This is a genomic window from Citrobacter telavivensis (assembly GCF_041807075.1).
GTDB lineage: Bacteria > Pseudomonadota > Gammaproteobacteria > Enterobacterales > Enterobacteriaceae > Citrobacter_A > Citrobacter_A telavivensis.
Genome location: NZ_JBGUBF010000001.1, coordinates 61,169 through 83,401, shown reverse-complemented (window position 1 = coordinate 83,401; position 22,233 = coordinate 61,169). Strand labels below are relative to the sequence as shown.

Here is a 22,233-nt window from a genome sequence, read left to right as displayed (position 1 = left end):
CCCGCCTCTCCCTTTGTGATCCCATTCGCATCCCCCAGGTTTTGTGATAAATAAGATGAGGTTACTTTATCTGATTCAGGGAAATGTGGTTTATGGAACCTCTGCACGCGGTTTTCCTCACCGTCAGCCTGTTCGTCTTAACCTTCTTTAACCCAGGCGCCAATCTGTTTGTGGTTGTGCAAACCAGTCTGGCCTCCGGACGACGCGCAGGCGTATTAACCGGTCTGGGTGTGGCGTTAGGTGACGCAATCTATTCCGGGCTGGGACTGTTCGGCATGGCGACGCTGATTACCCAGTGCGAAGCGGTATTCTCGGTGATCAAAATTGGCGGCGGCGCGTATCTGCTGTGGTTTGCCTGGAACAGCATTCGCCACCAGGCCACGCCGCAAATGCCGACGCTTCAGCAACCCGTTAGCGCGCCGTGGACGGTGTTCTTTCGTCGCGGCTTATTGACCGATCTGTCGAATCCACAAACCGTTCTGTTTTTTATCAGTATCTTCTCCGTGACGCTGAGTGCCGACACGCCCATGTGGGCGCGGATGATGGCCTGGGCCGGGATTGTGCTCTCTTCAGTTATCTGGCGCGTCTTTCTGAGTCAGGCCTTTTCATTGCCAGCCGTGCGTCGCGCATACGGCAGAATACAGCGCGTCGCCAGTCGAATCATCGGGGTAATTATTGGCCTGCTGGCATTACGCTTAATCTATGAAGGAATTACCCATCGCTAACTCCCTCCCCCTGAAATAAAGTAGTTTCAGGGGACAGTATTTGCCTTCGTCATTCCCTTTGCTGTAAAACATTATTTCCCCGAAAAGCCAGCACTCTCTTTTAAATAAATTTCATGCAGAGAGACGCCAGCTTTATTATTTACAATAATGGCAAAATGGGAACAATCCGATGTTAAAAAATAAATTACTCCTCTTATTACCAATTATTCTTACCGGCTGTACGATGAGTGACAGCGACATGCGTAAAGCCTACAGCAACCACTACCAGCAGCCGGCGGGCTACGTGGCGGTCTATAAGGAAAAAATCGCCGGGATGGACAGTGACGCGCTGGCAAAATATGCAGCAGCAGAAGAAAAGAAAAAAATGCGCGGCCAGTCCAGCGTGAAAATTGATGATTACATTACGGCGCAAAACATTCAGGCAAAAGGTTCGCGCGTGGTCTTCGATTATTCGCTTTCAGAGAAATGGTTAGCGCTTCCTCCGGCAAAACAACGCGAGAAACAGAAGCTGATGGAAAAAGATTTAATATACCGTACCTGTTCACTGGAGACGGTAAAACTGGCACAGGAAAAAGGACTGGCAGAAGAACATAATTATTACAGTCACTATCCCGAGACGATCGCCTTTACCCTGCGCACCAGCGGGCAGATCTGTATCAATAATGGTTTTGCACGATAATCTCCCTCACCCTGACACCCATGACAGGGCGAAGGAGCAGACGCATTATTCTTCAGCCGTGTGGGGAGTACAAGCGTCTCCATACGTGCGGATTACTGGGGGCTTACACCTGTCTGCCGCAACCGAACTTTACCGGGGATGAAGAGGCGTCGTTATTTAAGTGTTATTGATTGCCGGAGGGTGCTGGCGCTTATCCGGCCTAAACTTACCACTTGTAGGCCGGATAAGGCACCGCCGCCATCCGGCAATTCACATCAGAACGACGCTTTAATTCCGATCATCGCGGAGGTATCGCTGTAGCCCTTATCGCCCATCTGCTGACCGATGTTGCCCCACAGAGCGACGTTCTTCGTCAACTGGCCTTCAACACCGGCTTTCACTTCGCCAATATTGCGCGCACCCTGCAGATCCACGTTTTCACCGTTCATTGAGACGCCAAAGTCTTTGCTGTTGTGGATCCAGTTGGCTTCCACAAACGGCTGGAAGGTGCGGTCTTTACCGTCGTCGAGCGGGTTGTGCCCCTTGCCGAACAGACGTACGCCGACGCGGGTCTGGATGTTGCCATCACCGTTACCTTCCACGCGGGTACCGTTAACTTCTTTGTGCTCGTCGGCCTTCACGCCCATCCAGGTGACCTGGGCTTTAGGCTGGATGTACAGCGCGTTACGCTCGCTGATGTCCGCCAGTTTCCAGGTGTAGCCGGATTCCACAGAGGCGGTGAAACCTTTAGCGTCATACTCTTCTGACTCCACACCGTCGCCGGAAAGGGTGTTATCAAACCAGCTGTACTGTGCCCAGGTATCGACATACGCGCCTTCACGGGTCGCGTTGTCCTGAAGCCAGGTGCCGTACAGGCCAACGCTGTAACCGTCGATGGCGCTGCGCGCACGGTTGCCGTTACGCTGATTTTCAGCACGGGCTTTCTGGTTGGCATAGCCCGCCATCACCCCCAGATGGTAGCGGTCAGTGTTGTCGGAAGACCACTGCGCAATATCGCCGCCGAGTTGCATGACATAGCGGTTGGCCTGCATGTTCAACTGGGCGCTGCTGTCGTGCTGACGGGTATGCCCGCCCACGTTGCGCAGCCACAGGCTGGTGACCGCTTCTTCGCCGGTCAGTGCGTCAACGTAATGGGTTTCACCCAGACGATCCTGCAACCGGGTATTGAACATCGTATTCGCCGCCTGCAGGTTCATACCGTACAGACCAGCTTCCGGACGCACCGCGTGTTCACGCGGCGTCGGGGTCGGAGACTGCGGCTGAACCGGAGCTTGTGGCTCGACCGGATCCTGCGGGTCTACGGGATCAACCGGGTCAACAGGCGTTACCGGAACCACCGGATCTGGCTGCTCTGGCGGTTCCGGAGACAGCGCACTGCTCAGGAACCAGTTTTTCGCCTGCGTGCCTTCGCCACGTTGCAGGGTGTAATCATACGCACCCGCAATAATACGCCCGCTCTGTGTGAACTCACCGTCGGAGTTGCCGCCTACGCTAATCAGTTCAATACCCTCCGTCGTGAGACCACCTGCCCCACCCGCGTTCAATACCTTCACGTTAGTGGTGCCGGAGGTGTTACCCGCAATAACCAGGCGGTCAGTTGGAGAAGTATCATCGCCCAGTTGGCTGTTCATCACGATGTTACCGTTAGTCCCGGTATAATCGCCGCTCACGGTCAGGGTTTTGAACGTTGTGGCAGCACGCGTCAGCTGACTGGTACTCGTGACTGGCGCCATAAAGTTCAGCGTCGCGTTGTTCAGCGTCAGATTTGTCAGGCTGGAGTCGCCAGTCATATCCCAACGACTGTGGCTGCCGTTGAATGCCAGATCGATAATGCCGCTGGATACCTTCTTCGTTTTGCCGTAAAGGTAGGAGTTATCGCCGGTGTTAATATTGACGTTGTGATTGCTCTCGGACTGAATATCCCCCCACGCCTGGAATTTATTGTTGTTGCTGATATCGATGGAACCATAGATAGCGAGTAAGTTACCCTGCGCACTCTGCACCCCCTGCAAACTCCCCAGCGTGACATCACCGAGGATTTTAGCATTCGCATTACGCACAAGTTCAACCCGGTTACCGCCCTCTGACTGCACATTCAGCGTATTGAAGGTCATGTCCTCCACGCTCACGCCCTGAATACCGTACAGATTGGTTGTATCATCCCCGGAAACCGCGATATTCAGGTTGTTGATTCTGACGCTGGCCTCTTCGCTTCCGTGAAACAGTGCGCCAATGACGCTCGCATCACCTTTCGCCCGCGCCTTAATGTTAAGGTTATCCATCGTAATATCCGACAGTGCCCCCAACGACGACAGCCCGGTAATCAAGCCAAAATCGTAATCCGTTGCGTTATCAGTGACATCAATATTGACATCATTAAAGTTGATTATATTCGCTCTGGCTGGCAGCGATACGGAGTCACGATGATCCTCCAGCACCAGGCCTTTAACACCATCTTCCGCTGCGTCCGTCGTAATCTTGATTTGGGTTGTACCCATAATATCGGCATTGCTGCTGACGTTCATCCCTTCCAGGTAAACCGCCGAGGTGGACTGCAAATCAACATTCACATTCCCCGTGATCCTCGTGCTCAGCCCCTTTAGTTCCAGCGCTTCCACGGTGGTCGTCCCCACGTCGCTGGAAGATTTGTTATCCGCGTATTTCACGGTGATGTTTTCCGCGGTGAGGGTCGAGTCTTTATACGCGACAATAGCTGAAGACATAATGCTGGATGAAACAGTGACCGGAGTGGTAATCGTTAAATCAAACAGGGTGTCGCCGGTTAACACAACATTCGCCGCGTTATTGACGTAAAGACCAATCGTCGGTACGCCAGACTGTTTAATCGTTAAATCTTCAGCCTTAAGGCTACCACCGTAAACTCTGACGGCATCGGCGACAGAACTGGATAACGTAGAATAATCGATAGATGAACCTTTACCTAAATCCAGATCCCCGGCGGAAACATACACGCTCGATCCGGTATTGCCTGCCGGGCTGACCATGTCAATTTTACCGTTGACTGTGACGCTGGCACCTGTCGCCCCGACGCCAATGTAAGAGACATCAGCACCATCGGCGACCTGCACGGTTCGTTTGTCGACAGGAACCGAATCAGTAATCGAAATGCGTTCCGCTTCCGCATAAACAGGAAGCGATGACGCAGAAAGAATAGTACTTAACAATAATGCGATTTTATTCGGTTTAAACCCGAAAGACAGAGAGTATTTCATAATAAGCCGTTCCCTACTTAAAAGAATATATTTGTTTTTTAGACTTTACAGACACAGACAAACGCCCCTTAAATTAAAAAGGTTGAAATAATCCCGTCAGTAGCATTTAATAAACAAATGATTTCCGATTTGGCTATTTTCCCTCCAATATATAATCTTCTCAAATGAAATAGTCTTAAGCGCAGTTCAGATATTTAATCTAATAAATAACGAAAGCGCAGCGCATAACGCTTTAAATTATCTTAAATTTAGAATATTACACCACAAAAAGAACGAACGATGAGATCCTTAAATAATATAAGAAACTATTACCTGGATTATTGAGGATGGCGAGGGGGAATGTTTACTTATTGTGAAAAAAACCGGCGTATTTAACGCCGGCGGAGTGAGAGACGGATAATTATCGATCAGCCATTGATGGCAGGTTTCTGCTCAGTTTTCACCTGCGCATTTTCCAGCATGCGACGAACCGGAACAATTAATACGATAAGCACAGCGGCACAAATCAGCAGCGCTATGGAGCAGCGGGCGAAAAGGTCGGGCAGCATATCCAGTTGGTCAGCCTTGACGTGCCCACCAATCAGACCCGCCGCCAGGTTACCCAATGCGCTGGCGCAGAACCACAGGCCCATCATCTGACCCCGCATTCTTTCTGGCGCTAACAGCGTCATGGTCGCCAGACCAATCGGGCTCAGACACAGCTCACCCAGCGTCAGCATCAGAATGCTGCCTACCAGCCAGAACGGCGACACGCCCGCCCCACCGTTGCTCAGCACGTTCTGCGCCGCCATCATCATCAGGCCAAAGCCTGCCGCCGCACACAGAATACCGATAACAAACTTGGTGATACTGCTCAGACGCACGTTTTTGCGCGCCAGCGCCGGCCATGCCCAGCTAAATACTGGCGCCAGCAGAATGATAAACAGGGCGTTGATCGACTGGAACCAGACGGCAGGAATTTCGAAATCACCGATCATGCGGTTGGTATAGTCGTTCGCGAACAGGTTGAACGAGGTCGGTTTCTGTTCAAATGCAGACCAGAAGAAAGCCGCAGAAACCAGCAGAATAAAGCAAACCAGCAGTCTGGCGCGCTCTTTGCGTGTCAGACCCGCAAACACGAACAGGTAGATAAAGTAAAGTGCCACCGAAGCGGCAATGACGTAGACCAGCATGCTGGCAACGGCGACCGGATTAATGACAATCACCCCCTGGGCTATCAGCGTCACGATAACAGCCACGCCGACGCTCAGCGCCAGCAACCAGCCACCCACGCCGTTTTTCTTCGCCACCGGGCTGTTCCAGGTCGAATCAAGCCCCACTTCGCTGTCGTAGCGTTTCATGGAGGGAACGGCAAACACGCGGAAGATAACCAGCGCAACCAGCATCCCGATCCCGCCGATACCAAAGCCCCAGTGCCAACCGTGAGATTTGATCAACCAGCCGGAGATCAGCGGGGCGATGAATGACCCCATGTTAATGCCCATGTAGAACAGCGAGAAACCGCCGTCGCGGCGGGCATCGCCTTTCTTGTAGAGAGTGCCCACCATGACGGAGATACAGGTTTTGAACAGACCCGACCCCAGTACGATAAACATCAGGCCGATGAAGAACAGGTTGTCACCCATCCAGGCCGACAGGGCAATAGACAGATGGCCGAGCGCGATCAGGATCGAACCGTACCACACCGCGCGCTGTTGCCCGAGCCAGTTATCCGCCAGCCAGCCACCCGGAAGCGCCGCCAGGTACATGCTGCCAGCAAAAATACCGACAATCGCGGACGCATTTTCACGCGCCAGTCCCATGCCGCCATCGTAGACGGTCGCGGCCATGAACAGGATCAGTAACGGACGAATACCGTAAAATGAAAACCGCTCCCACATCTCCGTGAAGAACAGTGAACCCAGCGGATAAGGATGGCCGAAGAACGTTCGGCTTTCGTTTTTATTAACAGAGGAATGCATAATTTCTCCCGAAATGGTGTGTTGTCTTGCTTGTAGCCACTGAATTACCCGCCGACCATTCATATATCTGGCCGATCATTCACATCCAGTGAAATATTATTTAACCATTTGATAACCACAAGACAGTTTTGTCTAGTGCCAGCCTCGGGACTTTAAGATGAAAACTCGATAGATGTCTAGTTTTGTAGATTTTATGTTTGATCGGAAAGGATAATGATTGACTTTAAAAGTCTGCAAATTATCCCTTATCAATTCATTAATAAACAATGCGTTATCTTTAAATGCCATCCCCAAAAGCACGAAAATGATCGCCCCATATCTTTCTGTCTTTTTTTCCTGACTGAGATTTATGAATGATATTCATAGTGGTTATCCCGCTGGCGACCATTATCTCCGGGTGAGAAAACGCTACACTGCATCTCATTCTTCCTGTCCCAACGGATGACGATGATTACCGTTGCCAGCGCCGTAATGGCGTTGACCGCCAACCTGACAACCCCGGAGAAATCATGAACGCACCATTTGAAGGTAATGGCATTTTCCCGAAAGGGCCGAAAAACGAAGCGTATGCGCAATATTTTCAGGGGACCAGCTACCTGAATATGCTGTCCACGCAGGGTGTCAATATTGGCAACGTGGTGTTTGAACCCGGCTGTCGCAATCACTGGCATATCCACCACAAGGGGGGACAAATTCTGCTGGTGACCGGCGGACGAGGCTGGTATCAGGAGTGGGATAAACCGGCACAGCCTCTGGTCGCCGGAGACGTCGTGAATATTCCGCCCGGCGTAAAACACTGGCATGGCGCGGCGGCAGACAGTTGGTTTGCCCATCTTGCCGTCGAGGTGCCCGCTCAAGGGTCTTCAAACGAATGGCTGGAGCCGGTCAGTGAGAAAGCGTACGCCCAGCTCCCCTGACGACTCAGGGGTAGCGCAATGCCTCGATCAGGCGCGCAAAGGCGGGTGGATGCTGTTTGCGGCTGGGGTAGTAAAGATAGTAGCCCGGAAATTCAGGACACCATGACTGCAAAACCTGCACCAGCGCGCCGGATTTGACGTACTCTTCGACAGAATCCTCCGGCACGCAGGTGAGGCCAAACCCGGACAGTGCGGCATCGATGCGTTCGGTGAGCAGGTTTAACGTCAACTGTCCGTCCACCCTGACTCGCAGCGGCTTGCCGTCCCGCTCAAATTCCCAGTGGTACAGACCGCCCGCGGTAGGCAGACGCATATTGATACACCGGTGGTTCTGCAATTCATGCGGCGTTTCTGGCACGGGACGCTCAGCAAAATAGTCTGGCGACCCCACTACCGCCATGCGCATATCCGGGCCGATTTTTACCGCGACCATATCTTTATCAACGCTTTCGCCCAGACGCACCCCGGCGTCAAAACGACCTTCTACGATATCCACAAAACCGTTATCGACCACCAGCTCGACGCTGATTTGCGGCCAGGCTTTGAGAAAAGGTTTCAGCCTCGGCCACAGCAAACTGCGCGTCGCGTGTTCCCCGGCTGACAAACGGATATGACCCGAGGTCGTCCCGTTTAGCTGAATGAGTGCTTCCAGTTCCTGTTCAAGGTCTGCGATACGGGGTTCAAGACAGGCGATGATTCTCTCGCCAGCGGCGGTTGGCGCCACGCTACGGGTGGTACGGGTCAAAAGCCGCAGGTTCAAACGCTCCTCCAGCGCTTTTATGGCATGGCTGAGGGCCGATTGTGAAACGCCAATCTTCGCAGCGGCTTTGGTAAAACTCCGCTCTCTGGCAACAACCAGAAAGATCTGCAGTTCGTTGAAGTTTTCTTTAAGCATGGGCGGATCCTGACAGGTAGCGGGATTCAGGCATGATAGTGAATCACTCCCCGCATTGTAAGGCTCCCCGGTCTAAAAAAAGCCCGACAGCGTAAGCCATCGGGCATCCGATTTCTCTGGTCGCAGAACGGATAAATTGCCGTTTACGCCGTTTCGCGACGGGCCATCAAAGCATAGAGCTTCCCGGCAAAGGTTTCACTGACCGGCCAGTCGTCAGCGGCAATGCGGGTTGTGGTGTGAAAACCGCACTGCGCCAGCAACTGCAGATACTCTTCGTCCCGCCAGGCACGCGTCTGGCTGCTAAAATGCACGACGCTGGCGTCGGCCTTGAGCGCCCAGAACGTCGTGGTGCTGGTTTGCATTTCCTCATTCCAGCTATTTTCGCTCAGCAACAGATGGGGTTCGGCGAGAAACAGCCCCTGCGAACAGCGCTGCCAGGACGGTTGTGCCGTCCCCTGCCTTTTGACTTCGTCAAAAGTATGTACTTCAATCAGCAGAGCGCCTCCCGGCTTCAGCCAGGCCTGGCAGCGCGCCACCAGCCGTTGCGCATCCCCAATGCTGAAGACATTAATTTCACCGAAGGTCATCATGATGAAATCAAAGGTGTCGCCTGGCTGGTAGCCGCGAACATCCTGTTCCTGATAATCAATGTCCAGCCCTGCGCGCTGCGCCTGTTCCCGCGCCCACTGAACAGAGGCCGGAGAAAAGTCAACGCCGGTGCAATCAAACCCGCGCTGTGCGAGACGTTGGGTGTAAAAGCCAGGTCCGCATCCCAGATCAAGGATCTTTGCGCCCACGGGAAGTTGACGGGCGATCCAGTCGACCTGTTGCTCGATGACCGAAAGTTTACGACTGGCCCAGTCGTGCTCCTGAGACAAGTGGTTTTCCAGCATTCTGCGACTGAAGTCTGGATCGTTCCACGGGATCTTGCCGCCCGTTTCATGACCGTCGTATTGTCCACTCAGGAGAGTCAGTTCAAGAAGATTCATCCGTTGATCTCATCGTAATGTGTATATTGGCTGAAATAGCATTCCAGCCTTCCTTCACAGCGAGAGCATTATCTCATGCTTTCGGGAATACGTTCCCCAGCCCCGGTTCAGATTTTGTCGGTAGGAAAATCGGATAAGCGGACAGGATTGATAATCCTCAGGGATTTATTTTTGTATTGGATAATCTCCTGCTGCGCAAGTTTTATCAGCGCGCGATTGAGTTGTCTGACAGAAACGCCCAACATGGCGGCGAGCGACTCCCTGTTCTCCAACTGAATCATTACGCCTTCGCTTTGCGTTTTGAATAATAAGAATTGACGCAATTTAGATTCCACCGAAATCGCACCAACCGAATGCAGCAGTGAAGTATTAAGTAACTTATGACTTAAATTCTGACACATAAAAAGAAGAAAAGCGGGATCGCGCATCGCGTTCTCTCTTACTGCCTCAACCGGAAGGGAAAGTAACAGAGAGTCCGATAATGCCTGGACGGCACTGAGGACTTTACTTTGTTTTGTTGAGAAAAGTTCGAGTTCACCGATCACCGAAAAAGCGGTTTCAAAAGAATAGACCCCATGAGTCCCGTTTGAATTCTGGCGTTCGACTTGCAGCTTACCGTCAACCAGGAAAAAGAGATGTGTCAAATACGTACTTTGCGTCGTCAGATATTCCCCGGCGTCAATTTTAATCAGACGCAATGCGGCTAACAGCGAAGCGTTGAGTACAGCAGATAACCCGTGCGCTAAAATAAATCGCTCTTTTAAGGCACTGTCGCTGATATTTTTCATCTTCCCCTCCGCCCTTTTCCTGTCTCCCTTTCATGGGATAGCACAATAAAATGAACGCGGCGATAACAAAAAGGACATATGTCCTTTTTGTTATCGCCAACTCTGCGCATTTTAACGTTACTGGACATAATAAACGGAGTCACTGCGATGAGACATTTTCTGATAGATACCGACACCGCTTCTGACGATGCGGTAGCCCTTTTGATGGCATTAAGAGCCTCTCATATTCAGGTTGAAGCGATTACCACCGTTGCGGGTAATTGCCCCTTACCCCAGTGTGTCAAAAATGCACTGATCTGCGTGGAGAAAAGCGATACTTACTTTCCTCCTGTTTACGCGGGCATGACAAAACCTCTGTTCCGGGAACGTTATTACTCGCACCATATTCATGGTGAGGATGGGATGGGTGATATGGCACTCCCCGAGCCCTCTTTGAGGGTTGAAAAAATGCATGCCGTCGATGCGATCATTGAATTTGCCTCCCGCTTTGATGGTCAGTTGGAAATTGTCACGCTGGGCCCTTTGACCAATCTCGCTATGGCGATTTTAAAAGAGCCTGAACTGGTGCAGAAAATAAAACATGTTTATGTGATGGGCGGTGCCGGACTCACCCCTGGCAATATCACCCCTTTAGCGGAGTTTAATTTCTACGTGGATGCCGAAGCGGTACACCTGGTGCTTGAATCGGGGCTGCCGTTAACCGTGGTAGGCTGGGAAATTGGTATGGGCGAGGCTTTTATCAATCAGGAAGATATTGTGTTTTTAAATGAGCTCAGCGAGTTAGGCCGATTTTCCGTTCGCTGCAACAAGACGCTAATGGCGTTCAATGCAAGTCGTATGAACAAAATCGGCTTCGATTTGCCCGATCCCACCACGATGGCAGTGGCGCTGTACCCGGAAATTATTGATTCCTCTTTTGAGGCTCATACGTGGATCGAATACAAAAATGATAAATCCTACGGACACTTCGTTATCGATTCGACGCAACTGACCGGTCTGCCCGTCAATGCCACAATTATCACCCGCATAAAATCGGGCATGTTCAAGCAAAAGCTTTATTCCTTATTGTCGTAATGGATGCGAGGTATTCTGATGACATTCTCCCCGAAAAATATTAAGAAGGTCGAACTTCATGTTCACCTGGATACCTGCCTGAGCTTTCATTATATAAAACAAATTTGCCCAGGAATCACGCTGGATGACTTTACCAGGATCTTTATTGCCACGACGAAGTGCGGCGATCTTGCTCATTTCTTACGCAAGGTGGCTCCCCAGGCGAATTTCTATCGCTGTAACGAACACGCACTGGAAGCCAGCTTTATTGACCATGAAACCCGACAACGACTGATGCGTCGATTAACGGCGTGAATAATCAAACAGGCGGTACCGCGTACCGCCATTTTTGTCACGCGTTCAGCGAGGCGATATCAATAACGAAGCGATATTTCACATCGCTCTTCAGCATTCGCTGCCAGGCGACGTTAATATCCTGGATAGCAATGAGTTCAATATCCGACGTGATCTGGTGCTCGGCACAGAAATCGATCATCTCCTGCGTTTCGGCAATGCCGCCGATGACCGATCCTGCCACCGATTTCCGACCCAGGATCAGCGGCGTACTGTTCAGTACCGGATCCAAATCACCCAGATACCCCACCAGTACGAGGGTGCCATTCAGCGCCAGCGTAGGGATATAGGGTTTAAGATCGTGAACATACGGAACGGTATCAATAATTAAATCAAACTGGTTATAAACGCCCTGCATTTGCTTTTCATCGGTTGAAATCACAATATGCGCAGCGCCCAGCCGACGGGCATCCGCCTCTTTGTTTGGGGAGCGGCTGAACAAGGTCACCTCCGCCCCCAGCGCTTTCGCCAGTTTAATCGCCATATGGCCCAGACCGCCCAATCCCACCACCGCAACCTGGCTGCCCGGCCCCACCTTCCAGTGGCGAAGCGGCGACCAGGTGGTAATTCCGGCACAAAGCAGCGGCGCAGCGCCTTTCAGATCCAACGTTTCGGGAATTTTGATGACGAATTTTTCCGTCACCACGATCTTATCGGAATAGCCGCCGTAGGTCGGCATATGATCGTGCCGATCAATATCGTTGTAGGTCAGCGTGCTTCCTTCTTCGCAATACTGTTCCAGCCCTTGCGCACACGGTTTGCAATGCTGACAGGAATCAACCATACAGCCCACGCCGGCGTAATCGCCGACGCGGAATTTCGTCACGGCTTTGCCCACATACGTAATGCGACCAATGATCTCATGGCCCGGCACCATCGGGTATTTTGCGCCGCCCCAGTCGTTGAACGCATTATGAATGTCCGAGTGACAGACACCGCTATACAAAATCTCGATAACCACATCGTTGTCACGCGGATCGCGGCGAACAAAATGATGAGGAGCTAAATCTTCTTTCGCCGCAAACGCGGCGTAACCTTTAACATTAAGCGTCATGAATTTTCTCCGGATGATGGGTCATGTGGCGTGAAGGGAAATGAAACAGTGCGTGAGCCTCGTTTTCATCACGCGCCGATGAGTTAGCGCAGAATAACGCTAAGACGAAGAGACGTTAAGGATATCCACTGGCATGGCCTTATGAGCCTGATTCATGAATCCAGAAGCCGTCAGGAACGCAGACTCGCTTAAGTGTAGTCAACACCTCCTGGACGGTGGAAAAGACTTCAGCGCTGTTCAGCCCACTCTGGAATATATTTATGATGTAAATAAGATGTGGCGCTCATTTTTTGAGCATGACCAGACCTATTCTATGAACCGTTTTCAGGAGGTCAAAAACATGAAAAAGCTTCTGATATGTTGTTTGTTCGGGAATACGGCAAATTCACTTGCCAAAAAGATGCATGTACTGGCAGAAAGCAGCGGCAATCCTCTCATGATTAGCGCAGTGGGACTGGATAATTTCGCCAGTGTCGCTCCCGCTTTCGACGGTTTTCTCATTGCGCCGCATATTCAATACAAGCTCTCTGAGATTTATGACATTGTCGGCAACACGCGTCCAATCGCCATTATTGAAAGTTTGCCCTATGCGTCGCTGGACGCAGAGAAAGTTTTAAATTTTGTGAAGGAGAAAATGCCTGAGCTGGCAGCCTGACGCCCGGGGCCGCAGCGTTTTTGCGGCCTTCTCTTATGCATGAGATCGGTTAGTACGGCAATCAAAAAAGAGAAACACCGGGCTTGTCAGTCGCTAATACAGCGTCACCTTGTCAAGAATTTCAAGGGTTTTCGGCAGTGCTTCATCCCATGGCTGGCTGCTGCCCATTTTGATGTTGGGTTTGTTTTTACCGTGGAAATCGCTACCGCTGGTTGCCAACAGCGTTTTATCCAGCGTGAACTGATAAAGTTCGCGACAAAGCGCCTCATCATGATAGCTGGAGAATACCTCCACGCCCTGCACGCCGAGCGGCAGCATTTGCTCAATCACCGACAGTTGCTTTTCCTTTACGTTGGCACCGATATGCGCAATCACCGGAATGCCTCCGTTATCGATAATGATCGACGCCATCTCTGCCATTGGTGGTAGATCAACCTTCACATGGCACGGTTTGTCGCGGCCAAAAAAATCCCAGAAGAAATTAATCAGCGGCATGTCGCTGCGAGGGTTTCCGGCCCGGTACGGCACCAGCAGCTCATGATTCGCATTGCGCGCATCCTCTAAAATCAACTCCGCCATCTGCTCTTCCTGCGGAACGCGATCGCCCGCCATGGTATACAGGCGATTGACGTCAAGCTGGAACCCGAGCGCCCGAAGCTTCGCCAGTTTCAGCGGCGTCGCGACACTTTCCAGATGGTGAAAATTCTGCTCGATGGCGTCAAAATCCCGGCTATCACGACGAAAACCGTAGCCCAGTAGATGATAGTTATTGCCCGCAAACGAGCAATCAATTTCAATGCCCGTCATCACGCTCACACCGTTTTCATTGCCATAGCGAATGGCCTCTTCAACGGATCGCGCTGAGTTGTGATCGGTGATTGCCACCGCCGCCAGGTTCGCCGCTTTCGCCATGCTCAGCAGGTCGCTAACGGGGAAATCCGCATCATCGCTGTATAGCGAATGCATGTGCAAATCGATACGTTTCATCATCTTCTCCTTAAGCTGATAAACATGTACTGCATGGCACTATATGATTAGACGTGAGATTAATACAGCGTAGCGTGCGCGATAATTCTGAATCTGATAATGCGTAGAAATATCAGTGCCGGTTAATCCGTTTCTCATGAGGGATAATCCGAGGGGATCATCACTTTCATCCCCTCAATGTGCTAATGATTAATTTGCCGAATAGAGGAAATAATCAAAATCGGCATAAATGCGCTCACCGGTGAAATCCTGGCAGCACATCCCGACAAAAGCCCCGGTGAAGCGTTCAATGCCTCTTTCTTTAAAATACTCATCAGAGAGCTTACTGTATTCCACATGATCACCCACGGGAAACCACGTGCGCTCATCTAACGAATAATAGAAGTTGGCGGCATCGTCTTTCACACAGACTTTAAGATACACCACGCCATCACGGGGAATGTTAATCCCTTCCCCGGTCGGTAGTGAGAATCGGTTAAGGTCGTTAATCATCAAATTAACCGTCCTCTCCCCCTTTTCACTGCAGGAAATATGTAAATAAATATAATTTGTCGTGTCGTAAAAACAGACTAATCCCGCCATTTGCTGAAATGAATGTGGATGAAAATCTACGCAGGTCTGTGCGGTGAAGACGAAATCGGTTTGTCTTCTTGCCAGTAAACTCTGATAGTGATGTGAACTGAGCGATTCACGACCGCGCAGTCGTAACCAACCGCTTCTTTCTTTCAGCGTACACATCTCTTCACTTAAAGGGATGCGCAACGACTGATATTGAAGCGGCAGAACGGGCGTATCAAAATCATCTTTTTCAGGGAGCGCAGGCCAGGGGAATTCTCTCAGTGACGTTTGTACCGTCAGATCTGGCGCAATGGTATTATTTGCCAACCGCAACCAGCCCTCGTCATTCCAGTAAACCTGTTGAATCGCCGTTTCACGCCCCATCGGACTGCGGCCTTTGGAGGGTAATGGCCGACCGCATAAATGCACGATAAACCATTCCCCCTGGCTGTTTTCAATGAGATCGGCATGTCCGACGCGCTGTAGCGGCAGGCGACAATCGAAACGTGATGTCATCATTTGACCGATAGGGTCGGTTTCATAGGGGCCAAACAGATGTTTTGAACGTGCCACGGTCACGCTATGGTTATAAAAGGTGCCGCCTTCCGCAACCAGCAGATAGTACCAGCCGTTATATTCATACAGATGCGGTCCTTCGGTGATCCCCAGCGAGGTTCCGGCATATATTTTCCGGCATTCTCCCGTTAGCGTATTATTCTTTTCGTCATACTGTTGAATAATAATGCCATTCCATTTCGGAAACCCGGCCTCCCCACCATCCATATAACTCATTTCCATACTCACCAGCCACTTGGTCCCATCGCTATGATGAAAAAGAGAAGGATCAATTCCCCGACTATTGAGATACGTTGGCTCAGACCACTCGCCCTCAATATCTTCAGTGGTCACCATATAGTTATTGGTATCCCAAAAACGTCCACTCACATTTTTAACGTCGGTGTAGATAAGATAGAATCTGTCAGCATCATAGCTCAAACAGGGGGCATATATTCCGCCAGAGTCCGGGTTACCTATCATGTCGAGCTGGCTTCTCCGATTCAACGGATAAGAAATAAGACGCCAGTTCTTGAGATCCCAGGATTTATACAGACAGACGCCGGGGAACCATTCAAAGGTTGACGTCGCTAAATAATAGGCATCGCCAACTCTGATGATGGAAGGATCAGGATTAAAGCCTGGAATAATCGGGTTGGTTATTGTGGTCATAGACACGTCCTGAAAGACAAAAATGAATTTACGTTATACTGACTGAATGATGTCACGGTGCTTACTCATCATATGAACGATAGCGCTGCATAATAAAAAACATGATCAAGACAAAAACTGCCGGGATAATCGTAAAAATGAGGCGCACCGTCATAATGGCGGGGTCTGTTTGCATCGCGGCGTTCCCGACATAGCCCCCAAAGGTCAACAGCCAGCCGATAATGGCTCCGCCAACGGCAATACCAATTTTAATGGCAAAGAGATTGGTGGAAAAAACCAGCCCACTTAATGAATGATTTGATTTTTTTTCAACATTATCAATAATGTCGCTCAACAGACTCCATTGCAAAGGGGCTGAGCTTGAGTCAATAAAATGGATCAGGCAGATGACGCTGCAAATCAACGCGACAGACTCCGCAGGGACGGCAAAAAGTGCGGTCAGAATGACAGCCTGTATCACTAATGTCAGTTTGTAGGCGAGTACCCGATCAAAATTTTTATACAGTAAGGTGGTGGACATGGCCCCCACAAACCGTGTGCAAAGAATAATAACCAGTACCGTGCTGACTAAATCAGGCCTTTTCATATAGTAACTGACAAAATAGATCGCCCCACCCGTTTTTAAAATGCCGGCAATCAGACTGGCGATATTAAGCGAAAAGATACAGCGCCAGTTGAAATCGTTAATAATAATAAGCAGCTCCTGATATATTCCCCGCAAGTTATGACTTTTATCCACTTCTTTAACATAGTGCTCTTTGGTCATCGCAAAGCAGAGAAAGAACATGAGAGTACTCATTCCTCCCATGATGACCATGGCAAGAAAATAACCTTTCTGTAGATCGCCTGCGCCCAGTATTTTGGTTAACGGTAGCGCGACAACCGACACAATAATGCCGCCTAACGCCGCAAAGGCAAAACGGTACGATTGCATTGAAACACGCTCTTTTGCATCCTTTGAAATATTGTTGATTAATGCACAATAAGGAACGTTGACGAGAGAGTAAAAAAGGGATAATGCAGTATAAGAAACATATGCATAAATAATCCTGCCCGTCTCACCAAAATCAGGCGTATAAAATGTCAATGCACCAAAAATACCGAACGGAAGCGAAAACCAAAGCAAGTAAGGTCTGAACTGACCATACTTTGTTTTGGTATGATCGGCAAGATAACCAATATAAACATCAGCAACGGCATCAAAAGCCCGGACAACGAGAAACATTGTCCCCATATGAAAAGCGCTTAATCCATAGATATCTGTATAAAAATAGGCCATAAACAGCATAATGGTTTGCCAGATAATATTGGACGCACCATCGCCTAATCCATAACCTATTTTTTCTTTGACGCCTGACTTATTCATAGAAATACCTTTTACCTGAGAGGATCAAGAATTTTAAAAATTCAGGGCCGGCCTCAATATAAAAGATAAGTGCAGCAGGGGATAAAAAATGTAGATAAACTGGCCATTTATATAATTTTTTTGCGCCAGGCGCTACGTGTCGATCACATTTTCAGCAAGAACTGTCTGCGATTGACTCGTCGCATAATTTATTTAGAAGCGTGCAGAGCCAAAGAATCGTTATCAATGATAATCATTCGCCGTGTTAACCCGGTCATCAACAAAAAAGGGGCTAGCTGGAGATATTTTCGTTGATTTTAAGCTGCTCAGAGGTGAGGTTGCTGGTTCTGAATTTTTTCGGCGTAACGCCGATAAATCGCCGAAACTGATAGCAATAGTAAGCGGCATCCGTAAATTCACATTTATAAGCAATGTCAGTGATACTCAGGTCGGTATTACGCAACAGCTGGACCGACATCGCGATTTTCTTGCGCAGTAAATACTCTTTAAAACTGACCTGCATAACCTTTTTAAACACTCTGGAGAAATGGCCAGGCGACAGCCCAACAGCACCAGCCGCCTCGTTCAGACTGATATTAAAGGATGTCCCTGTTTCTATCGCAATGACAAAATTAATTATCATGCTAAATATTGACTGACTATCCGTTTCAGATGAAATTTTCTCAGATGTTACCGCGTGCTGAAGTACCGTATTCAACAAGAGAATAAGCAGCGGCCTAATCTCATTTTCCGTGTGCTCGTCTTCATTAACGTCTGAGAACCATCTGAAAATGAAATCCAGCCTGTCAGCAGCCTTTCCGTTAAGACCAGTGACAACACCGATATGGGATTCCAGCACCGGGAGGGGATATTTTAGATTACTGAGCATCGCCCGATCGTACTGTAAGATATAACGCTCATGGTCACCTGTAAATTCCAGCTCCATGTCATGCAGGACCAACGGGCTTACATAAATCAAGGTGTTATTCTCGATCCTGAACTTCTCCTGACCAATGCTATAACTGCCCTTCGCTTTGCGAAACCACATAATTTCGTGTTCGAAATGGACATGGGGTTTTATGTACATCCCCTTTTCTGGCACTTTTTCCCGTGCCCGCAGGATATAATCGAGACCTGTTTTGGTCTCTAATTTCTCAAAAAAATAATCAGTATTAATCGGCGTTGGCATAATTAAAAAAATAGAGAAGTGTTCGCGATGTGATAACACATGAGCGAGGTTGAGTACAACCGATTTTGATTTCGCGCCTCGCCTTATTCACTTCGGCGACGAGGTGCTTTCGATAAGATTTTCACGCGCATACTGTAAGCATTCCGTACGATCGTGACGCCAACACCGCAGACCTGTCTCTTGCAATGTGAGCGTCACCTGGATAATAGATATTAGCTATTCAGACGGGATAACCTCAAAATATCTTCATGCTGTAACCGACGATAAACTTCACGTCGTTACGGTCGGTTTTATAGTTACTGTCCGTCGCGCGGAACAGCGCCGGTAGAAGGGTAAAGGAGAGCCCTTTTGCGATACCGTCGGTCACCTGATAGCGTGCGGAGAGGTCGAACGACGTCATCTTCCCGTCATACTTTCTCGCCGATCCGGTCTTGCTGACATCGGTGACGACGTGCCAGCCGTAGGTTCCGGCACCGCCGAGGGTCAGTTCCGGCAAATTAAAGTCAGCGAAGTTATAGCTCACTCCCACACGGATCGCTCGGGCACCCGACACGTTGAAATCTTCAAGTTGCGACAGCGTCGGCTGATAGTCACGCTTATCTGAGTTCGCCCACGGGGTTAAACGGAAGTTGTAATCTCCGGTATTTGGCGCGTAGTTCTGGCTGTAACCGAGAGACCATACGGTGTTGTTGTGGCTCAGGTTAAAACCAATCCCTACGTAGTATTCCGTCGAAGGATCCTTAATCTTCGACAACTCTTCGATATAGCGCGCCCCCTGGTAGAAGAGCTTACTTTGTAGTGAGACGTCTTCCGCCAGGGTGTCGTTACGTTCAACCAGCGCCTGCCAGTTGCGGCGATAGTCTTTACCTTCACCATATCCCACATCGAGAACGGTATTGCTGAAGTTGTAGACCACTCCCACCGTATGAATGTAATCGATGATCTTACCGGCCTTGATGGTAGTGCCGTTGTCATTAAGACCATCGGCGTTATTCTGGTGCCAGGTCGTGGTCATCGGTTTAAAATCACGACTCCAGTCGTTCTTGAAGCGGTCAGCCCAGGCATAGGTCAGTTTCAGCTTGTCGAGGGTTAAGGCACTGTCAAAGCCACGGAACGCGTGAGGGTTAAGTCCCCAACTGCTTTTGACGGTACCGGAATTGATAGGGGTATAGCCCGCCGCCAGCTTAAAGTTTGTGCCTTCCTCGCCAAGATTCAGCTTCAGCGCCGCAACCGACACGCTCATGTAGGACTTTTCACACGGGCTGAACTCACCTGTCTGGCCGCATTCATAATCGTAATAGAGAATTTCAGACTGTCCGACGGTATGTCCGAGTTTGATGTTGGCATTGCCCCAGAAGTCAAAACCAATCACATCCTTGTAATAGCCAGAAATGTAGCTAATCGCAACGTTCCCGGTCTGGTTTTGGATCCCGGCCGGACCGAGTCCGTATTTCCCGGAATTCGGGTTTTTCACTGCACGGTGACGAATATATAACGAGGTATTGAGGTTTAATTTGCCTTCATCATAAAACGCTTTCTCAAACTGAGAAGGCGCTTCATAATCGGTTTCCTCTTCCGCAAAGGCATGGGGGGTAATAAAAAGCAACAGCGGTGCACACAGAGATATTCTGAGTTTATGACTTGTCATTATTATATACCTTATTAAACTCTATTTTGTAGGGTGAGGGATGTACTACTTATTTAAAATCATTATTATTCGTGAGTTCCGGAATTTGTGTGCCGTATTTCTCCAGCAGTCTTTCATTATGCTGAGCAGCGTTAGCAATATTCCCGCTTAAAAATACCGGTAGACATTTTTCTTCGCGCCCAAGGTTCGCGATAACTTCGGCAAACAGGGTGTGCATAATAAAGAGTCCAGTCATTGACGACACCGGCGCAAACGGTGTTGCGTGACCGGGGATCGACAGCACCGCGTCCCCAATCGGCACCTCGTTGTCTATTGCCATCTCTACGCAATCCCGCAGTTTAAGGCCGGCTTTGTGCTTCGACGGCTGGGTTTCAGCATACAGGAAACTGGTCAGCGCCAGGGTAAATGCACCACACTGTTTCGCCCAAAGCGCCGCATCTACCGGGGCTGGATTAATCCCGGACGTAGAGATAATAATTAATGCGTCTTTATCCGTCAGGTCATATTTTTCGAGATACTCGGCAATATAGTCATTCTGTTTTTCATAATACGATGAAGCCGCCGCGCCCTCATGCAACATTAATGGCTCGATAAATATAGGGCGAACGGGGGCAATACCACCGGCGCGATAAAATACATCCTCAGCAAATATATGGGAGTGACCACACCCGAAAATATAAATCACGCCGCCTTGGTTAATTACCTTTGCCAGTTTTTCGGCGGCGACGGTGATTTTATGGCTTTGCTGTTGGGCGATGTTATTAAGTTTTTTTTGGACAATATCCAGATAACTATCAATCATTGTCATAACCAGTATCCTGACCATTGCGGTTGGTAGATTCGGTATAACGCTTCCATATAAAAGTAATCTCCCCAGAGAGTACATTCATCAATGCCTTTACCGAGGGCATACGCGTAAACACCGTGTTTGAGTAATCCTTCGCAGGCGTCATCACCCTGAGCAGAAGCACCAGTCATGAGTGCCTGTAACAATTGACGCGCCAGTTTCTCGTAGCCAGCATCCGGGAAGTGTTTGTGCGCTTCCAGCAGGCCGCAGATGGCGATCGCCAGCGCCGAACTGTCTTTTGGCGCATCCGGATCCCCGGCGAGCAGTAAATCCCAGGCGGGAACGCCGTCTTCGGGTAGATGGCGGAAGAAGTAGTCGCAGGCCTGCTGCCACAGCGCATAGTGGTCGGTTTCTCCGGTTGCTGACCAGTGAAGAGGGATCCCGAGGATTGCCCACGCCTGACCGCGCGCCCAGCAGGAGTGATCGCTATAGCCCTGGAAGGTTTTCCCGTGCGAAGGGGCTCCGCTCTTCGGATCAAAATAGAAGGTATGGAAGGTGGAGCCGTCTTCGCGAAAGATATTATTGATAACCGCCGCATAGTGGCGCTCCGCTACCTCACGGTAACGTGACTCACCGCTGATCTGCGCCGCCACGTGCAGCAAGGGGAGATTAATCAGGGAATCGATGATAAGGCGATACTCCTGCGGATCGTTAAGCGTCCCCCAGGCTTGAATAAAACCCGCGCTATCGTGAAAACGGTTCACCAGCAGGTCTGCGGCTGCCAGGATAAGCGGTGTTAACTCGTCGCGCGTCGTCAGCTTCCAGTAGGCAACCGCTGACAGGCTGTAGAGGAAGCCGATATCGTGGTGATCCAGAACATGGTGCGCCGCCAGACGCGCCTTGAAACTCGCCACGTTACGTTCAACGCCCTCAAGATACGCCGTTTCACCGCTGAACTCCCAGGCGATAGCCTGCATTCCGGTCCAGAAACCGTTGGTCCAGTCGTTGTTCTCTTTCAGCACATAGCGGTTATTCTGGGTGCAGGCGGCGGGGAACTTCTCGCCATATACCGCGATATTGCGCGTAATGCGATGCGCGCACGCTATCAGTTCGTCGCGACAGGCGTCGAGAGTAAGGGCAGGAAAGGATAGCGATGCGCTGCGCGTCGATAGAGTGTCTTTCATGATTT

Annotated in this window: 18 protein-coding genes and 1 pseudogene; 6 read left to right on the top strand and 13 right to left on the bottom strand. The window is 50.0% G+C overall.

The annotated features are described in order from the left end of the window. Positions 1-92: 92 nt before the first annotated feature. Entirely contained in the window at positions 93-725 is a 633-nt protein-coding gene (locus tag ACERJC_RS00425) for a LysE family transporter (RefSeq protein WP_373670792.1), read from the top strand. Positions 726-948: 223 nt separating this feature from the next. Continuing rightward, positions 949-1,404, top strand: a complete 456-nt coding sequence (locus ACERJC_RS00420; RefSeq protein WP_286632517.1) for a hypothetical protein — start codon at positions 949-951, stop codon at positions 1,402-1,404. 254 nt (positions 1,405-1,658) lie between these two features. On the opposite strand, the gene ACERJC_RS00415 is transcribed toward ACERJC_RS00420, so the two are convergent. Next, positions 1,659-4,637: an autotransporter outer membrane beta-barrel domain-containing protein gene (locus ACERJC_RS00415; RefSeq protein ID WP_373670791.1), complete on the bottom strand. Its 2,979-nt coding sequence runs from the start codon at positions 4,635-4,637 to the stop codon at positions 1,659-1,661. 407 nt (positions 4,638-5,044) lie between these two features. Beyond that, positions 5,045-6,598, bottom strand: a complete 1,554-nt coding sequence (locus tag ACERJC_RS00410; protein ID WP_373670790.1) for a peptide MFS transporter — start codon at positions 6,596-6,598, stop codon at positions 5,045-5,047. Positions 6,599-7,107: 509 nt separating this feature from the next. On the opposite strand from ACERJC_RS00410, the gene ACERJC_RS00405 reads away from it, so the two are divergent. Continuing rightward, the gene (locus ACERJC_RS00405; protein ID WP_373670789.1) at positions 7,108-7,515 is read left to right on the top strand and encodes a cupin domain-containing protein; all 408 of its coding nucleotides are present in this window, start codon (positions 7,108-7,110) and stop codon (positions 7,513-7,515) included. Positions 7,516-7,519: 4 nt separating this feature from the next. On the opposite strand, the gene ACERJC_RS00400 is transcribed toward ACERJC_RS00405, so the two are convergent. From ACERJC_RS00400 to ACERJC_RS00390, 3 genes and pseudogenes are all read right to left on the bottom strand, one after another. Next, on the bottom strand, positions 7,520-8,410 hold the full coding sequence (locus ACERJC_RS00400; RefSeq protein ID WP_373670788.1) for a LysR family transcriptional regulator: 891 nt from the start codon (positions 8,408-8,410) through the stop codon (positions 7,520-7,522). 155 nt (positions 8,411-8,565) lie between these two features. Beyond that, a pseudogene (locus ACERJC_RS00395) lies at positions 8,566-9,399 on the bottom strand (class I SAM-dependent methyltransferase); the annotation flags it as partial. Between the two features lie 107 nt (positions 9,400-9,506). After that, positions 9,507-10,187 carry a Crp/Fnr family transcriptional regulator gene (locus ACERJC_RS00390; protein ID WP_371895253.1) on the bottom strand — a complete coding sequence of 227 codons (681 nt, stop codon included), beginning with the start codon at positions 10,185-10,187 and terminating at the stop codon, positions 9,507-9,509. Between the two features lie 147 nt (positions 10,188-10,334). Here ACERJC_RS00390 and ACERJC_RS00385 point away from each other — a divergent pair, with 147 nt between their 5' ends. Next, complete coding sequence (locus tag ACERJC_RS00385; RefSeq protein ID WP_152405739.1) at positions 10,335-11,261, top strand: nucleoside hydrolase; 927 nt, start codon at positions 10,335-10,337, stop codon at positions 11,259-11,261. An 18-nt stretch (positions 11,262-11,279) separates the two neighbouring features. Then, positions 11,280-11,555 (top strand): hypothetical protein, encoded by a 276-nt coding sequence (locus ACERJC_RS00380; RefSeq protein WP_373670787.1) that lies wholly within the window; start codon positions 11,280-11,282, stop codon positions 11,553-11,555. A 37-nt stretch (positions 11,556-11,592) separates the two neighbouring features. Here ACERJC_RS00380 and ACERJC_RS00375 read toward each other — a convergent pair whose 3' ends face one another. Continuing rightward, positions 11,593-12,648: an NAD(P)-dependent alcohol dehydrogenase gene (locus ACERJC_RS00375; RefSeq protein WP_373670786.1), complete on the bottom strand. Its 1,056-nt coding sequence runs from the start codon at positions 12,646-12,648 to the stop codon at positions 11,593-11,595. A gap of 340 nt (positions 12,649-12,988) precedes the next feature. Here ACERJC_RS00375 and ACERJC_RS00370 point away from each other — a divergent pair, with 340 nt between their 5' ends. Beyond that, entirely contained in the window at positions 12,989-13,303 is a 315-nt protein-coding gene (locus tag ACERJC_RS00370; RefSeq protein WP_152406387.1) for a PTS sugar transporter subunit IIB, read from the top strand. Positions 13,304-13,396: 93 nt separating this feature from the next. Here ACERJC_RS00370 and ACERJC_RS00365 read toward each other — a convergent pair whose 3' ends face one another. From ACERJC_RS00365 to ACERJC_RS00335, 7 genes are all read right to left on the bottom strand, one after another. Then, entirely contained in the window at positions 13,397-14,293 is an 897-nt protein-coding gene (locus tag ACERJC_RS00365; RefSeq protein ID WP_373670785.1) for a PHP domain-containing protein, read from the bottom strand. Positions 14,294-14,479: 186 nt separating this feature from the next. Next, positions 14,480-16,075 (bottom strand): glycoside hydrolase family 43 protein, encoded by a 1,596-nt coding sequence (locus ACERJC_RS00360; RefSeq protein ID WP_373670784.1) that lies wholly within the window; start codon positions 16,073-16,075, stop codon positions 14,480-14,482. 61 nt (positions 16,076-16,136) lie between these two features. After that, positions 16,137-17,441, bottom strand: a complete 1,305-nt coding sequence (locus ACERJC_RS00355; RefSeq protein ID WP_373670783.1) for a glycoside-pentoside-hexuronide (GPH):cation symporter — start codon at positions 17,439-17,441, stop codon at positions 16,137-16,139. Positions 17,442-17,712: 271 nt separating this feature from the next. Beyond that, a complete protein-coding gene (locus tag ACERJC_RS00350) occupies positions 17,713-18,609 on the bottom strand; it encodes a helix-turn-helix transcriptional regulator (RefSeq protein ID WP_178824739.1) in 897 nt (298 codons plus the stop codon). Positions 18,610-18,844: 235 nt separating this feature from the next. Further along, on the bottom strand, positions 18,845-20,257 hold the full coding sequence (locus tag ACERJC_RS00345; RefSeq protein ID WP_373670782.1) for an OprD family outer membrane porin: 1,413 nt from the start codon (positions 20,255-20,257) through the stop codon (positions 18,845-18,847). Positions 20,258-20,306: 49 nt separating this feature from the next. Next, positions 20,307-21,065 (bottom strand): SIS domain-containing protein, encoded by a 759-nt coding sequence (locus ACERJC_RS00340; protein WP_152405746.1) that lies wholly within the window; start codon positions 21,063-21,065, stop codon positions 20,307-20,309. Further along, entirely contained in the window at positions 21,062-22,228 is a 1,167-nt protein-coding gene (locus tag ACERJC_RS00335) for a glycoside hydrolase family 88 protein (protein ID WP_373670781.1), read from the bottom strand. Before ACERJC_RS00335 ends, ACERJC_RS00340 begins: the two co-directional genes overlap by 4 nt. Positions 22,229-22,233: the final 5 nt, after the last annotated feature.

Excerpts from the sequence above, each read along its gene's own strand:
- ACERJC_RS00385 (WP_152405739.1), top strand. The coding sequence starts at position 10,335 with ATGAGACATTTTCTGATAGATACCGACACCGCTTCTGACGATGCGGTA.
- ACERJC_RS00425 (WP_373670792.1), top strand. The coding sequence starts at position 93 with ATGGAACCTCTGCACGCGGTTTTCCTCACCGTCAGCCTGTTCGTCTTA.
- ACERJC_RS00420 (WP_286632517.1), top strand. The coding sequence starts at position 949 with ATGAGTGACAGCGACATGCGTAAAGCCTACAGCAACCACTACCAGCAG.
- ACERJC_RS00355 (WP_373670783.1), bottom strand. The coding sequence starts at position 17,441 with ATGAATAAGTCAGGCGTCAAAGAAAAAATAGGTTATGGATTAGGCGAT.
- ACERJC_RS00410 (WP_373670790.1), bottom strand. The coding sequence starts at position 6,598 with ATGCATTCCTCTGTTAATAAAAACGAAAGCCGAACGTTCTTCGGCCAT.
- ACERJC_RS00415 (WP_373670791.1), bottom strand. The coding sequence starts at position 4,637 with ATGAAATACTCTCTGTCTTTCGGGTTTAAACCGAATAAAATCGCATTA.
- ACERJC_RS00340 (WP_152405746.1), bottom strand. The coding sequence starts at position 21,065 with ATGACAATGATTGATAGTTATCTGGATATTGTCCAAAAAAAACTTAAT.
- ACERJC_RS00400 (WP_373670788.1), bottom strand. The coding sequence starts at position 8,410 with ATGCTTAAAGAAAACTTCAACGAACTGCAGATCTTTCTGGTTGTTGCC.
- ACERJC_RS00370 (WP_152406387.1), top strand. The coding sequence starts at position 12,989 with ATGAAAAAGCTTCTGATATGTTGTTTGTTCGGGAATACGGCAAATTCA.
- ACERJC_RS00345 (WP_373670782.1), bottom strand. The coding sequence starts at position 20,257 with ATGACAAGTCATAAACTCAGAATATCTCTGTGTGCACCGCTGTTGCTT.
- ACERJC_RS00350 (WP_178824739.1), bottom strand. The coding sequence starts at position 18,609 with ATGCCAACGCCGATTAATACTGATTATTTTTTTGAGAAATTAGAGACC.
- ACERJC_RS00335 (WP_373670781.1), bottom strand. The coding sequence starts at position 22,228 with ATGAAAGACACTCTATCGACGCGCAGCGCATCGCTATCCTTTCCTGCC.
- ACERJC_RS00405 (WP_373670789.1), top strand. The coding sequence starts at position 7,108 with ATGAACGCACCATTTGAAGGTAATGGCATTTTCCCGAAAGGGCCGAAA.
- ACERJC_RS00360 (WP_373670784.1), bottom strand. The coding sequence starts at position 16,075 with ATGACCACAATAACCAACCCGATTATTCCAGGCTTTAATCCTGATCCT.
- ACERJC_RS00380 (WP_373670787.1), top strand. The coding sequence starts at position 11,280 with ATGACATTCTCCCCGAAAAATATTAAGAAGGTCGAACTTCATGTTCAC.
- ACERJC_RS00375 (WP_373670786.1), bottom strand. The coding sequence starts at position 12,648 with ATGACGCTTAATGTTAAAGGTTACGCCGCGTTTGCGGCGAAAGAAGAT.
- ACERJC_RS00390 (WP_371895253.1), bottom strand. The coding sequence starts at position 10,187 with ATGAAAAATATCAGCGACAGTGCCTTAAAAGAGCGATTTATTTTAGCG.
- ACERJC_RS00365 (WP_373670785.1), bottom strand. The coding sequence starts at position 14,293 with ATGATGAAACGTATCGATTTGCACATGCATTCGCTATACAGCGATGAT.